At 50.2% G+C, this 14,679-nt stretch carries 16 protein-coding genes; 6 read left to right on the top strand and 10 right to left on the bottom strand.

All coding sequences use genetic code 11. From position 1 onward, the window contains the following. From GX659_04140 to GX659_04180, 9 genes are all read right to left on the bottom strand, one after another. Positions 1-828: an ABC transporter permease gene (locus GX659_04140; GenBank protein NLD27978.1), complete on the bottom strand. Its 828-nt coding sequence runs from the start codon at positions 826-828 to the stop codon at positions 1-3. 134 nt (positions 829-962) lie between these two features. Continuing rightward, on the bottom strand, positions 963-1,970 hold the full coding sequence (locus GX659_04145) for an ABC transporter permease (protein NLD27979.1): 1,008 nt from the start codon (positions 1,968-1,970) through the stop codon (positions 963-965). A gap of 23 nt (positions 1,971-1,993) precedes the next feature. After that, on the bottom strand, positions 1,994-3,592 hold the full coding sequence (locus GX659_04150) for a hypothetical protein (GenBank protein ID NLD27980.1): 1,599 nt from the start codon (positions 3,590-3,592) through the stop codon (positions 1,994-1,996). Beyond that, positions 3,589-4,413 carry a hypothetical protein gene (locus GX659_04155; GenBank protein NLD27981.1) on the bottom strand — a complete coding sequence of 275 codons (825 nt, stop codon included), beginning with the start codon at positions 4,411-4,413 and terminating at the stop codon, positions 3,589-3,591. The genes GX659_04150 and GX659_04155 overlap by 4 nt, the downstream gene beginning before the upstream one ends. After that, positions 4,410-5,969, bottom strand: coding sequence for a tetratricopeptide repeat protein (locus tag GX659_04160; GenBank protein ID NLD27982.1), 1,560 nt, complete (start codon positions 5,967-5,969; stop codon positions 4,410-4,412). The genes GX659_04155 and GX659_04160 overlap by 4 nt, the downstream gene beginning before the upstream one ends. Positions 5,970-6,079: 110 nt before the next feature. Beyond that, on the bottom strand, positions 6,080-6,853 hold the full coding sequence (locus tag GX659_04165) for a TlyA family RNA methyltransferase (GenBank protein ID NLD27983.1): 774 nt from the start codon (positions 6,851-6,853) through the stop codon (positions 6,080-6,082). Further along, entirely contained in the window at positions 6,853-7,830 is a 978-nt protein-coding gene (locus GX659_04170) for an SHOCT domain-containing protein (protein NLD27984.1), read from the bottom strand. Before GX659_04170 ends, GX659_04165 begins: the two co-directional genes overlap by 1 nt. 137 nt (positions 7,831-7,967) lie before the next feature. Further along, positions 7,968-8,786: a hypothetical protein gene (locus GX659_04175; protein NLD27985.1), complete on the bottom strand. Its 819-nt coding sequence runs from the start codon at positions 8,784-8,786 to the stop codon at positions 7,968-7,970. A gap of 476 nt (positions 8,787-9,262) precedes the next feature. Then, positions 9,263-9,403 (bottom strand): hypothetical protein, encoded by a 141-nt coding sequence (locus GX659_04180; protein ID NLD27986.1) that lies wholly within the window; start codon positions 9,401-9,403, stop codon positions 9,263-9,265. A 14-nt stretch (positions 9,404-9,417) separates the two neighbouring features. Between GX659_04180 and rsmD the strand changes: the two genes are divergently transcribed. From rsmD to GX659_04200, 4 genes are all read left to right on the top strand, one after another. Further along, positions 9,418-9,963, top strand: a complete 546-nt coding sequence (gene rsmD / locus GX659_04185; protein ID NLD27987.1) for a 16S rRNA (guanine(966)-N(2))-methyltransferase RsmD — start codon at positions 9,418-9,420, stop codon at positions 9,961-9,963. A gap of 26 nt (positions 9,964-9,989) precedes the next feature. Beyond that, a complete protein-coding gene (gene coaD / locus GX659_04190) occupies positions 9,990-10,478 on the top strand; it encodes a pantetheine-phosphate adenylyltransferase (GenBank protein ID NLD27988.1) in 489 nt (162 codons plus the stop codon). A gap of 10 nt (positions 10,479-10,488) precedes the next feature. Then, a complete protein-coding gene (locus tag GX659_04195) occupies positions 10,489-11,670 on the top strand; it encodes a pyridoxal phosphate-dependent aminotransferase (GenBank protein ID NLD27989.1) in 1,182 nt (393 codons plus the stop codon). Positions 11,671-12,274: 604 nt separating this feature from the next. Further along, positions 12,275-12,565 (top strand): hypothetical protein, encoded by a 291-nt coding sequence (locus GX659_04200; GenBank protein NLD27990.1) that lies wholly within the window; start codon positions 12,275-12,277, stop codon positions 12,563-12,565. Positions 12,566-12,580: 15 nt separating this feature from the next. Here the strand turns inward: GX659_04200 and amrA are convergent, their stop codons facing one another. Further along, positions 12,581-13,174: an AmmeMemoRadiSam system protein A gene (gene amrA, locus GX659_04205; GenBank protein NLD27991.1), complete on the bottom strand. Its 594-nt coding sequence runs from the start codon at positions 13,172-13,174 to the stop codon at positions 12,581-12,583. A 68-nt stretch (positions 13,175-13,242) separates the two neighbouring features. Between amrA and GX659_04210 the strand changes: the two genes are divergently transcribed. Both GX659_04210 and GX659_04215 read left to right on the top strand, forming a co-directional pair. Then, positions 13,243-13,779, top strand: a complete 537-nt coding sequence (locus GX659_04210) for a hypothetical protein (protein ID NLD27992.1) — start codon at positions 13,243-13,245, stop codon at positions 13,777-13,779. Continuing rightward, entirely contained in the window at positions 13,776-14,411 is a 636-nt protein-coding gene (locus tag GX659_04215) for a hypothetical protein (GenBank protein ID NLD27993.1), read from the top strand. The genes GX659_04210 and GX659_04215 overlap by 4 nt, the downstream gene beginning before the upstream one ends. Positions 14,412-14,679: the final 268 nt, after the last annotated feature.

The following is a 14,679-nucleotide window of genomic DNA, read 5'->3' on the forward strand; positions in this document are numbered from 1 at the left end:
TCAGGCATCCCTACCGCCAGATTCGGAGATTCTCTCTCCGATAGAATGATATGCCATGACCGCGATGAAAATCGCAGAGCCCGGCGCCAAAGTCAACCACCACCCAAAACCGGAATAGCGCTGGGCATCCGAGAGCATGCTACCCCAGCTTGCAACCGATGGAGGAACTCCAAATCCCAGAAATGAAAGCGCTGCCTCGGCGAGTATTGCGCCTCCCATCGCAAAGGAGGCCGAGACTATTACCGGCCTCAGCGTGTGAGGAAGCAGGTGCCGTAGCATTATCCTCAAATCGCTGGCGCCGGAGGCTCGCGCGGCATCGATGAATGGAAGCTCCCTTATCCTCATGCCTTCCGCGCGAACTAGCCTTGCAACCTGGGTCCACCCCGTCAGTCCCACCGCTATCATGATGTTGTAGATCGACGGACCGACGAAAGCCAGTATGGTTAGTATCAGGAAGAATGCCGGAAAGCACATCACCGCTTCTATGAGGCGTGATACGGCCCAGTCGACTATGCCTCCGAAATATCCGGCTATCGCTCCGAAGATGCATCCGAGCGCTATCGCTATTCCAACCGCCACTATACCAACGCTCATGGAAACCCTGGCTCCCCAGACCAGCTTCGACGCGACATCGACCCCATCCCCATCGGTGCCCAGGATATGCCTTTTGCTGGGCGGTGAAAGCACAGCCTCAAAATCGAAGGATGAGGGGGAATATGGAATCGGCGGCATCACGAGCCAAGCTCTCTTGGATTTGAGCTCATCTATCTTTTCATCCGAGATCGAATCGGAGAATGCAGGAAAAAAAACTTCACCATCGCAGTACATCGCTATCGGTCTGTCCCCTGCTATAATGGGGGCGAACATGGCAAGTGCCGCCAGAAATGCTATGGCAAAAATGGCGGCTCTGGGGGAAAATCCTTGAAATATCACAGCCGATTTTTTCTTCAGTGAGGAATGTCTCATCGATTCCTCCCCTCTATGGAAATTCTGGGATCCACCGCAGCGCAGAGAATATCGGAGAGAAGCGTTCCAAGAAGCGTAAGCAGTGCCGAGATGAATGCTATGGCCATGATCACCGGATAATCCCTCGAAAGAACGGATTCAAAACCGAGCCTCCCCATTCCGGGGATGGAAAATATCTCTTCGATGATAACGCTGCCGCCTATGAGCGCGGGCAGAAGCGTGCCGATCAAAGTCACAAAAGGAATCAGCGCGTTGCGCATAGCGTGTTTCACTAGAACTTTCCATTCAGAAAGCCCCTTGGCACGAGCTGTCACGATGTAATTTTGATCGATCGTGCGAAGCATGGAGCTCCTTGCGAACCTGGACAGAAAAGCGAAGCCGCCGTAGGTGAGGCACACCACCGGCAAGACCATGTGCCACAATACGTTAAAGATCTTGCCATGCCACGGAAGAGAGCCGATGCCATCGGATGCTATACCGGCAATGGGAAACCAGTTGAGGTATTCTCCTCCCCCAAAGAAAGATATGAGAACTATAGCCGCCCAAAAACTGGGAATCGAATAAAGAACCAGTGTCGAGGCGAGTGAAAACCTGTCGAAAAGCCCTCCTTTTTTGGATGCGGAAATCACCCCGACCGGTATCGATATGATATAGACCACCATTATGGCGGTGATGTTCAGAAGCAGCGTAACAGGAATCGCCTCCATGATCTTATCCATCACTGGGCGCTTGTCTTTGAACGACACGCCGAAATCGAGGCGTGCAGCTCTGGATATCCACATTAAAAACTGTCGATGCGCAGGTTTGTCGAGGCCGTAGAAGGCGCGCGTTTCCTCAACTATCGCCTTGGCCTGCTGAGCTGAAACCGATGATGCGGCTGCAGACTGAAGCTGGAGCTGAGCAGGGTCTCCCGGTGCCAGATGCACAACCGCGAATGTTATGATCATGATAGCGACGAGAGTCGGTATCATGAATAAAATTCTTTTGATCACATAAGCGAACATCTCAAACGCCTTTCAAATATAACTCACCACTCATAAAGCGGCTTCCAGGTATTAACAGTCCACTGGTTGACATCTACGCCGACTTTGTAATTTTCCACATTTCCGAAGCGATTTGATACCGAGAGAAGGGTCGGAAAGGTGAAAAGAAACGTCGAAGGCTGCTGCAAAGCTATGCGACGATGGATTTCCTTCATTACCCTGGACCTATTGTTCTCGTCGAACTCGTCCATCGCCCTCTCTATCAGGCTGTCCACCTCGGGATCGGAAAGCCCCATGAAATTGGAGCCGGAGTCGGATTGTGAGGAATGCCACACCGAATACGGGTCTTCCAAAAGAGGAAGGGCGAATGCGAAATGAGCTGCGTCGAAATCTCTCTGGATTATGCGGCCGACGAGGCTCCCCCATTCAAGCGCTGAAATATTCATCTCGATTCCGATGCGCGCAAGCTCCTTTTTGAGAAATACGGCTATGCTCCTGCCGGTGCGATCTCCGGAGGCCATAAGGATCTCGAAACGAAATGGAACGCCATCTCTTTCCCTGATTCCGTCCCCATCCTTATCGACCCATCCGGCCTTCTCGATGAGTCGAAGCGCCTCGCTAGGGTCGAAGGGGAGGGGGTTCACTGATGAGTCATAGTTTTTACCGAAGCGGTAGAACGGTCCGGTGACGGCTTCACCATTTCCGAAAAAAATCTTGGCGAGAATTTCGTTTCGGTTAACCAGCATCCCCATTGCCCTTCTCACATTCGCGTCGTCGAAAAAAGCGCGGCGCATATTCCAAGCTATCATGGAATAATTTGGGGGATAGTATTTTGTCTTCATGAAATTTTGGGCAAAATTTTCAGAGGTACTCTGAAAGTGCCACTGGAAATTGGATAGATTCAACTTGTCCAGGGCGCCCTTTTTAAGAAGAGCAAATGCGGTCACATCGCTTGGAACTATGTTGTATTTTATCCCTGAAATTTTCGGAAGAGTTCCAAAATAACGGTCGAATCTGCGGAGTTTTACATAGCTTCCCCGTTTCCAGTTTTCAAAATAGAAAGGTCCCGATCCTACGGGGGCATCGTTGGCCGGGCTGGAGTTGAAGGAATCGATATCGCCATACACGTGCCTTGGGAGTATTTTCACGAGCCCCAAAATAGCCATCATCTTGAAGTTCGGCTTTGAAAACCTGAAAATCACATCTCGCTCTCCAATTTTATCAACGGAAACCAAAGAGTCGAAATATGATCGGGTCACCGCGGCATCGACGCGCTTATCCCTGATGGCAGAAAAAGTGAACACAACATCATCAGCAGTCAAAGGGACTCCATCGTGCCACAGGACGTTTTCCCTTATCGTAAATTCATACGACAGACGGTCGTCCGAAATTTTCCAAGAACTCGCAAGCAGCCCTTTGAGTTCCAGCGACTCGTTGTCATATTCAAGGAGAGAGCTGAAGATGGCGCTGGTAACCGTATGGGCGCTCATCTCTGCGGCTAGGATCGGATTCAGGGTAGTCGGATCGCTAACCAGCCTGTCGGAAAGAAAGCCCGGGTCCCGTTCCACCATGAAGTTGCAGGCTGGGAAAAGAAAGGCCGCGAGAAGAATCGCAAAAAGCCTTTTGCACCCCACTTTGCTCATAGTCCCCCGGAAGAGGCGTCCAGATCGGTGATTTTTTTGAAACCGTGTTCGTTTGGACTGAAGATATAATCATCGATAGGCCCGCCGAATGAAACGTCCTTGTAGGAAATCACTATCTGTATCCCCCTCGAAGGGAAATGGAGGGTTATGTGGAATGGAAACTTAACCTTCCCAACCCATCTGTGATCATCAAACTCGGCAATAAAATCTATCCTTCGTCCTCCGTCGCCGTATCGCACGAGTTTTCTGACGAACCCCCCTTTTTCGGTGGTCCAAAGGTGGAGTTCCCCGCCGTAGGCCACGAAATGATAGGCGTTTCTGCCTTCCAGTTGGGTAAAACCGGAATGTTTGCCCGTGGTGGGAAATCCGCTGATAATAGCTATCAGGTCGGTTACATCGAGCTGGAAATCTATAAGGCGCTGCAAATTTTTTCTAACGGAACGACCTTTGTAAAGCCTTCCCTTTGCGGGAAGGTCGAGCCAAACCTGATCGCCGCTCGAACCGGTCCGGGCCCAAACATCTGCCAGAGAGTCGATAGCGTCTATCCTGATTTTATCAGGACGATGGATGAGCAAAACCGCATCCGTCTTTCGCTCATTATCTCCGTCGGAGATGTCGAATTTGACCAGCGCTTTGAGAGAAGCAGTTTCGGACTCAAACTCCTTCAGGTGCGTCTCAAGCTTTTGTGAAGCTTCGCTGTTCCTTCCTATTTCTCCACGGATCACGTGCGGCGGGCGCTTGGCGCATCCTGTAAGGTACAGAAGGGGAGCGACCATGAGAAGGAGTGCAGCGCATTTTTTAAAATCAGGAATACTCTTCATTTTTCCAACTCCTCCAACTTCTTGCCGAGCCTTTCGACAGTCTCATCGTCATGATTTTCCTTTGAACTTTCAAGATCCAAAGCCTTTTGAAAATATTTCTTTGCTTCCTTTCGGTCGCCGGTTGCCAGATATGTATCTGCTATGTGTTCCAGTATGGCAGGTTCTCCGGGGGCCATGGAATTCGCCTTGAGAAGAATTTTCAAGGCCTTCTCGTATTCGCCCTTCTTGAAAAACAACCATCCGAGGCTGTCGGTTACAAAGCCGTCATCAGGCTTCAGATGCAAGGCTCGTTCTATCATCTCCTGTGCTTTGTCGAGCTTTTCGCCTCTATCGGCATATGTGTAACCGATGTAGTTTAGAGCGCTGGCGCTGTTCGGGTTAAGGCGCAAAAGGCTCTTCATGGATTCAAGGGCCTTCTCCTTCATCTTTGCGCGCTCATAGAGGAGGGCGAGGAGAAAGAACATCCTTTCATCATTGGGAAGCTCGGATGTCCCTTTCTTGAGAGTGCCAATCGCATCCTGGAGTTTGCCCTGCTCTTCGTATATCGCCGCCAGATACTCGTACATCTCGGCTATGTCACCGCGTTTAGCGATTCCATTCGACAGAGACCTCTCCGCCTCTTCGTAATTACCGGAGGAGCGATGTATCGTAGCAATCATCAGGCGTGATTCCTTGTAAAAGCCGGAGCTGGGGGGAACTCTCTCAAAAGACTTCAGAGAGCCTTCAATATCTCCAACGCTCTCGTAGAGAATTCCTAGATAGTAGGTGATCTTGTCCGCATCGGGATTGAGGGTAAGTATCCGTTCAAAGGTATCGATCGAATTTTCGTATTCCTTCAGCTCGTAGTAGATGAGAGCAAGGCGAAGCATCGCCGACAGATCGTCCGGGTCGACATTTGTTATCTCCTGATACAGCTCGAGCGCTTTGCGCAAATCCTTTTTGTCTATGTAGATCTGCGCAAGTTCGGTCATGGCTCCTACGCTGGAGGGCTCTATAGCGAACGCCTCGCTGTAGGATTTTATGGCGGAATCTTTATCTTTGAGATAGTTAGAGTAGATCGAGCCCATCATGAAATGCGCTATGAAGGAATCAGGGTTGATCTTTAAAAGTTCCCTGAGAGGTTGAAGGCCTGCACGATAGTCGTTGCTGGCCAAATACTGCCTTGAGAGCATCGTGTACGCATTCTCTTTTTTAGGGTCCTTCCTGATCACGCTTTGCAGCACCTTGATCGACGCTTCGTAATTCTGCATTGAGGAATAAAGATCGGCGAGAAGAAGTTCTGCGTCCAAAAGACCGGGATCGAGCTGAACCGCTCTTCTGGCTTCATCTATCGCTTCTTCTATTTTTCTGTCCTGAGAAAGATTGTAGGCAAGAAGGTAGTGGAAGAAGGCAACGTCGGGCTCTTTGGCTATAAGTTTCCTCAGAGTCGCTGTGGACTTTCTTAGATCCCCCTCCAACATCAGGATATCTGATTTGAGAAATTCGAAATACGGATCGTACCCATCATCGATCTTTGCAATGCGGGGCTCCTTCTTGGCCGCACAGCCAAAAAGCATGAGCGAAACTAGAGCGATTGATAAAATCCTGAAATGCAAATCCCCCCCTGTTTCCAAAAACGCCGGAAATATATGCGCACCCCCCTTTAAATGCAAGGATATCAGGAGGTTCAGGGTTCGGATCCCACCTGAAAAAAAACCAAAAATTCGATATTTCCTTTGGCCCCTTTGATGGGGGATTCCATCAGACCGGCTACCCTCCAGCCTAATTCCTCCCCGGCATTTAAGACCTTTCGTGCTGCATCTCTCCTTGCAGTGGGGTCCCTGACTATTCCCCCATCACCAACCATAGAGGGAACGACTTCGAATTGTGGCTTGATTAGTGCGACTACGTCGGAATGCCGCGCCATAAACCTGTTCACTTCCGGGAGAACCACCTCGAGGGATATGAAAGAAACATCCACGACTGCGAGATCGATATCCTCTTGAATTTCGCTTTTTTCCAGTCGCCTTATATTCATCCTGTCGATGACCACGACCCTTGGATCGCGCGAAATTCTGTGATCCATCTGGCCGCGCCCTACGTCGACCGCATAAATTTTTGATGCCCCGGACTGCAAAAGGCAGTCTGAAAATCCGCCGGTAGAAGCCCCGATGTCCATGCATATTTTCCCGGATGGATCGATGCCAAAATTCTTCAGTGCGCTTGCGAGCTTAAGCCCGCCGCGGCTGACGTAAGGGCACTTATCGCCGCGCAGTCGAATATTTGCATCTGCATCGACGCGGGCGCCGGCCTTATCCACCGGGACGTCATCCACCAAAACGTCGCCGGCCATGACTGTAGCCCTGGCGTGATTGATATCGGGGACGAATCCGAGTTCGACGAGAAGATCGTCGATTCTCTTTTTGGATTTTTTGGACACGAGGAGTGCTCCCTGATGGATCAAAGGTCCTTTAGGATCTCCTTCTTCTTCTGGGAATATTCCTTCTCGGTGATGAGTCCTTCTTTCTTCAGATCGTCGAGCTCCTGGAGGCGTCCTTTCACACCGCCAGCGGGGGCCGTCTGAACCGTAGCCGGGGCAGGGGCGGAAAGCGAATCTGAGGACTCAATAGCTGGGCCCTTCTTACGAGAGTTCTCGTAGCCTACTTCGTCCTTTTGGCTTTTCCGGCTTTTCGAGATGCCCTTTGTTTCCTGTTTATCGGTCGCTGGGTCGTTGATCTCAGATGTTTCTTCGAGCGGGGTTGGGGAGATGAGCGGTTTTTTCTCGCCCTTCATTGTTACGCCCTGAGTCGGCTTCGCATCGGGCTTTGGCGCTTCGACGTAATTATAGTCCAGATCCAGGATGATCTCGCTCGTGTCGTCTATTCCAAATTTCTGTCCTGGCTGCAGCTCAAGATCGACCCTGAGGCCGCGAGCCTTGCTGGCAGCCTTAGCCTCATTGCCACGCTTATCGACATCCCCGCTTATCTTGGCAAAGAGCTTGTTGAACTTAACGTGCAACTCGTTTCCGGAAATCCAACAGGTGGCTATATTCAGGGTGTCATTTCTGAGGATGAAGAAGGGATTTTTAGAGAGATATGACACCACGATTTCTTCAATCGGCGTTGCCCTGCTAAAAGCCGTCGTCATATTCGGTGCCAGGAAGTTGATGGCGGATTCGTCGAATACCTGCTGGTTCTCCGCTTCTTTCTTTATTATGTAGCGCTTCGAAAGTTTTATCGATGCAAGCGCGGCTTTCAATCCATCGACGTCGATGTTCACAGGATGTGTCATATTTCGCCCTTCGGCAACGCCGCCCTTAACCTCCTTTAGTTTGACGTAGTTGAAACGTTTGTTCGTTATTATGTAGGTGGTCTTGGCGGCAGTTGCCTCCGCAGATACAAAAACAAAAAGAACCACCAGTAGAAATATCCGCTTCATTCATCCCTCCCTTTTTGTGGGTCGCAATCTATAACATACTCAAATGCATATCAAAGCAAAAAAGCCGTTCGAGGGTCGGCCTCGAACGGCGATTTTTAGCGGCATCAGTAAAAGTCGATATTTAAGCGATGAACCCGTCAGCCATGGGACTTCATTTTCTCCTGCAAAAGCTCATTGAGCTCGTGAAGTTTCTCATTTGATACGGAGGAGCGCATTAACAAGTTACTTTGGAAAATGCTCGTGGCGGCCTTAAATGCGAGCGATGCACTGTTATAATCCGGCGTCTTGAGATACGCCCAAGTGGACCTCAGCTGGTATCTGACCGCCTCATCCACTTCCGCGATAGAAGCCATGTCTCCGTAGTTGCGTGCCAGAAGGGCAAAATCTTTTCCAACGCAAGCCCCTCTGCAGGATCTGTGGAATGCGTTACTCTTGTCGGCATTTCCCGATAATTCCTTGAGGGCGGCCAACCTCCAAGAGTTTGCAGCTCTCAACTGAAACTGATTGGCATCCGCTATAAGTAAGTCTCTCCCCTCTTTAAATTTTCGGTGAATTCTTTCACGGGTCTCGGTTATATCTCGTTCGCTTTCGCCCTCCGCCAGAAGACAACAGGCATGACCCGCTGCATCGAGAGAGTTCATGTCCATATCCAGGGCACTTGCCTCCTCAAAAAATGCCTTTGCTTGGACTTCCTGAAACAGAGCGGCGGACAGATTCGCGTAAGGATATTCCAGTTTCTCCAGAGACTCAACAAACGAATCGATCGCCCTGCTCATCGGAACGATTTTGTTCGACTGATATAAGAAAGTGACCTCCCTCAAGGCCCGCAGCGATGACTTCCACGAATGATCCTCTTTGAAGGCAGCTTTTTTGGTTCTGGCGCCAGACAACCACCTTGCGATAGCGATTTTTTCAGATCTCTCGAGCGAAGCGACAAAGATAAGTCCCTGGAACATATTGGCCACAGTCTCTGTCAAGTTAGGGGAAATATCTGTCGATCTCATAGATGGCACAGGGGGATGAAAAGTCGAATGTCTCAGAGCATGGGATGACATATTCAGCACAGGAGATGGAGGGAAGATCGGCTGGGACCTGCTCTGAAAAGTTCCCACTGAAGCAGCTGGAACCACCATCGTGGCTGTACTAGCAAGTATCGAATCAAACAGCTGGGGAATTCTAGGGCCTATGGAACTGGGATAAAGCATTACGATCTCCTTGGTATGGGTTATTACACTGCTCGTACTTATCGCATTTCGCGGAAAAGTGTTGCTAATTTTTTACATATTTTTCCCCTCGAACGATGCGTATCCTAAATTTCGGAATAGGGGAAGGGTTTCAGTTTAAGTATATGATTTTAAATGATTTTATCTATCGCACGAATTTCATCTGACCCCGGAGATCCTATTCCACCCGCTTTTATCCCCCGGATGAATCAGAAATAGATGGGCGGCACGGCGGCAGGTGTCAGAGGAAATCTCACCACGCTCGCACCGATGACCATGTCTTTGACACTTCTCCTCTCCCTGATTCGCACCCCTATAAAATCGAAATTGCCAAGGAGTTCTTTTTCCACTAACTGCCCTGTGCATGAGAGTCATCTCTGGAAAAGTCAAGGGACGCAGGCTAAAGGCGCCGAACTCCGATAAGGTGCGGCCAGCGCTCGATCAGGTCAAGGAGGCGATCTTCAATATCCTGTTCGATGTCGAAGATCTCTCCGTCCTCGATCTCTTCGCCGGCTGCGGCTCGGTTGGAATAGAGGCGCTATCACGCGGCGCAAAGTCCGTCGTTTTCGTCGAAATATGGGACAAGGCGGTCGAGTCGATCCGCGAAAACCTTGAGCACTGCAAACTCTCGGAATCAGCCACCGTAATGAAGATGCCGGTCAGCAGGGCCATAGATGTCCTTTCGCGGCGCGAAGCCTCGTTCGAACTGATCTTCGTTGATCCTCCGTATCTTCAGGATCTCGTCAATCCGACGCTGGAACAACTGTCACATTCCGGAATAGCGCATAAAAATTCGATCATCGTCGTGGAACACCATCCGAAGGAGCCCGTATCTGTGCCGGCAAGCCTTATCTTGACCGACAGCCGCAAATATGGTCAAACGCGCGTCTCGTTTCTAAAGCCTGCTTAGAAATTACGAATGCGAGGTACGCCATGCTGCACCAGGCGATATGCGCCGGAAGTTTTGATCCGCCTACCGACGGACACATCAATATAGTATCCAGAGGGCTAAAGATGTTTGACAAGGTGATAGTCGCGGTTGCGATGAACACTTCGAAGGACACGCTATTTACCGTGCATGAACGCGTTGAGATGCTGCGCGAAATTTTTGCCGATTATCAAAACGTAGAGATAGACGCCTTCGAAGGTCTTCTCGTCGAATATGCAAAAAAACGCGGCGTCCACACCATCCTTAGGGGACTGCGAACCATAGGTGATTATGATTACGAATCCCAAATGGCGCTCGCCAATAAGACTCTCGATCCGGATATAGAGTTTCTCTATATGATGACAGAAGGAAAATATGCGCACATAAGTTCGTCGGTGATAAAAGAGGTTATCAGATTCGGCGGAAGCGGCTGCGGAATGATTCATCCACTGGTTGCAAGGCGGTTGAAGGAGAAACTCCTTCGGAAAGGAAGTTGATGCCATGGCTATCAAAATATCCAAACGCGCACAGCATATGGGGCAGTCGGCGACGCTGGCGATGTCCAGCGAGGCCAAGAAGATGCGCGACGAAGGAATAGACGTGATAAGCTTCGCCACCGGCGAACCCGACTTCGCGACTCCCCAAAACATATCGAACTCTTCCATCATCGCCATAGAAAAAGGGCTTACAAAATATCCGCCAAGCGCCGGCCTTCCCGAACTCAGGAATGCGATCGCTGTCAAGCTCAAGAGGGAAAATTCCCTTTTCTACGACCCCTCGCAGATAGCGGTCACGTGCGGCGGTAAACACGCCATCTACAACGCGCTTCAGGTGATACTCGATCCAGGAGATGAGGTCGTGATACCTGCGCCGTTTTGGGTCTCCTACCCGGATCAGGTAAAGCTTGCCGATGGCAAGCCCGTCATAGTCGAGACCGGACCTGAGACCTCGTACAAGATAACCTTGCCGATGCTCAAACAGGCGATCACCGACAAGACCCGCGCTTTCATACTGAACTCCCCTTCCAATCCCACCGGCAACGCCTACGCGGAATCCGAGCTGCGGGAGATCGGGAATTTTCTGGCCGATCGCGGCATCGTAATAATTTCTGACGAGATTTACGAAAAGCTGGTCTACGACAACTTCACACATACATCGATCGCAGCCGCCGCGCCGGCATGCAAGGATCTGACAATTCTCGTAAACGGCGTCGCGAAGGCCTATGCCATGACGGGGTGGAGGATGGGATATGCCGCGGGCCCAAAGGAGATCATAGCAAAGATGATTACCATGACCGGCCAGCAGATCACCGGCATTCCTCCGTTCGTTCAGATGGCCTGCGTCGAGGCACTCGAAGGGCCGCAGGATGAAATCGGACGGATGAAGGAGGAGTTTAAAAAGAGGCGCGACTACATGCTCTCCCGCATGATCGAGATTCCTCGCCTCCATTGCGAAAAACCGCAGGGCGCATTCTATCTTTTTCCGGATATAAGCGCTTATCTTGGGAAATCGAACGGGATAAAAACATCGGATGATCTCGCAATGCACCTTCTGAAAAATGCTCATATCGCCACCGTCAGCGGTGCATCATTCGGGGCTCCAATGAACATAAGATTTTCATATGCTACCTCGATGAAAAATATCGAAGAGGGGATGAACAGATTTTCCAAGGCGCTGGCTGGGTTGTGAAATTCCGGAAGAATCCCTAGTCGACGAGTCTCAAACTAATTAAGTGACCTCTGAAAAGCTAGCTGCAACAATAACTTCGACCATGGACGATTGACCATCGACCAAAACATCAAGAACTAGAATCTAGAAGTGAGAAGTGGGATTTCTAATTTCCCGCTTTTTCTAGCTTCTAGCCTCTCGCTTCTAGTTCTGTTTTTCCCAGTCACGGTTGTTACGGGATCCCCGATTACACCACTCGGGGATGACGAACACACTGTCATTCCCGTATGCTGTAAGCGGGAATCTCGTTCCGACCGCTCACTACTCACCAGTCACGGTCGTTACGGGATCCCCGATAAAAGCACTCGGGGATGACGACCTTCTCGTCATTCGGGGATGACAAGCGCATAGCTTTTAGAGACCCCCTGAATTTGCTGATTTTTCAGAGGTTACTTGTGAGGTTATTCAGGCAGTTACGAATCACCCTTAAAGCAAAGGCTTTCATCTTGACGCATCCGGCCTTTGCTTTTTTGCATCAGGAAGGGGAAAATACACCTCAATTCGCAACTCAAGCTGCCATTGCAACCGACAATGCCCGGTCAAAAGAAGGGATAACGGAGGGAAGATGGAGGCTTTCAGGATCGAACCAAAGGGTGGAAAGACCGACAAGGTTATTTTGGAATTGGTTTTGATATCGGCCAAACTCGGTTTAAGCGAAGCGGAACTCTTCGAACTGATCGACTCAGCTGTCATATTGGGTGGAAGCGGAAAAAGGTGTGACGGATGGAGCTCCGTGTTCAACATCGCACAGCCGGCTGGAGAACTTCTGCTTTACTGTGATGAAGACGAGGATATCGTTCCTAATGAGTACATCTGTATCACGAAGGGGATGAACCTCTTTTTCTCTATCGATTAAAAGGGAACGAGAATCTCACGCGCCGTCATTCTCACGCGTTTCAGGCCACAGCCCCTGTTCCTTTTCACCGAAGACATCGGCGGAAAATATCTCTATATCGGTCTCAGGATCGCGCCAGGCGTCGCCGGGCAACCCCGCCTTATAGCAAGTATTCTCGAGAAATTCCTCGCGATTCCAGCCAAACTCCGTGGCCACCTGCGGCAGGAGTACTCCCTGTGAATATCCTCGCTTCATGAGTATGCCATGCTCACCTACAACTATTTCGGAAAGATCCGATATCCTTTTAAGCGTGCTGAGAACGGATATCTCGATGTCTATATCGGGAATCTCCCTTTCCGAGAGGCGATTGAATCTAGGATCGCCGGTGGCGGCGGCTATGGCCATTTCTCGGATTGTCTCAGCAAGAGGGCGGATTCCGACCATGTTGCCTATGCAGCCGCGAAGCATCCCTCTCTTGTGAATAGTAACGAAGGCGCCGCGCATCTCCCCGAAAATCCCCTCTGCAGGGGGGAGTCCGATTCTCTTCCCTTCGGTGACAAACTTGACGATGGCATCACGTGCAAGCTTAAGAAGTACGGATTTGTCCTCGGCAGTGAGATTTTTTTCCATAAACCCTCCGCTTGACTTTTTATCACCCATCTAACATAGCGGTCGCAAAGGTAAAGCGGAGTCTTCATATGAGCGGAAGGATTCTTTTTGGCATCTGCGGCGGAATAGCCGCTTATAAGTGCTGCGAACTTGTGCGCATGATGGTGAAAGACGGGTTCGACGTTCACTGCGTTCTAACGTCGGCGGGCGCGAAATTCGTCACCCCGCTGACGCTTCAGACTCTATCCGGAAACGTCGTGCATACCGATATGTTCGATCTGATGCGGGGAAAAAAGGTGAATCATATATCTCTCGCCAGGGACTCGGATATCATCCTGATAGCACCGGCAACCGCCGACATAATCGCCAGGACGGCCTGCGGCATATGCGACGATCTGCTATCTACGGTGATATGCGCTACGAAATCACCTGTACTTTTCGCCCCATCGATGAACAACAACATGTGGGAAAACAGGATAACCCAGTCAAACGTGACAAGACTTCGCGAGTTCGGATACAACTTTATCGAACCGGAGAGCGGTGAGCTCGCCTGCGGCGATTCCGGATCGGGAAGGCTCCCCGATCTCGAAAAAATACTCCACGCAGTAAAAGAAATTCTCAGATGAAAAAAAGAATAAAAATGCTCGTCACCGCAGGGCCGACGCGGGAATACATAGACCCCGTTCGTTACATCTCCAACGATTCCAGCGGAAGGATGGGCTTTGCGATCGCAGCTGCAGCTGCAAGGCTTGGGATGGATGCGATGCTCATCGCGGGGCCAGTATCGATTGAAACTCCAAAATCCGTCAGGAGGATAGACGTAATCTCGGCCAAAGAGATGCTGGCGGCAGTCACCAAACACGCTGCAAAATCCGATCTGATAATCATGTGCGCGGCGGTAGCCGATTTTTCGCCGGAGAAAATTTCGAAGAAAAAAATAAAAAAGAAAGACGGAGGCTCTTCAAGAGTCACTCTGAAGTTGAAGAAAACCCCCGACATTCTCGCTGAGGTCTGTAAAAATAAAAAATCCGGCCAGGTGGTGGTCGGCTTTGCGCTGGAAACTGAAAATATGGAAAAAAATGCAATTTCGAAACTTTGCGGGAAGGGGTGTGACTGGATAGTTGCCAACATGGTATCTGCAATAGGGGGCAGAAAGAGTTCTGCCGTGATGATCAGCCGTGATGGGAAAAAGATACGCCTGCCGAAGATGGACAAAAATGATTTGGCCGTACTGCTGCTATCACATCTGATGTGCTGATTTTGTGCCAGCCACAATCCGGGCTGACAATCCGTAACATAATCCGGACGAAAGGGATAGATCGTTAAATAATGGTTCTGAGCTCTTTAGATGTACAGATCAATGCACAGTCGTATGGGAATTCCGATAAACCAAGAAGCTAGAATTTAGAAGTGAGAAGTGGGATTTCTAATCTCCCGCTTTTTCTAGCTTCTAGCCTCTCGCTTCTAACTTCTGTTTTTTCGGTCAATGGTCCATTGTCGCTGATCTTTGATCAGCCGTTCACCAG

The sequence above is a fragment of the Myxococcales bacterium genome (genome assembly GCA_012513515.1).
GTDB lineage: Bacteria > UBA10199 > UBA10199 > 2-02-FULL-44-16 > JAAZCA01 > JAAZCA01.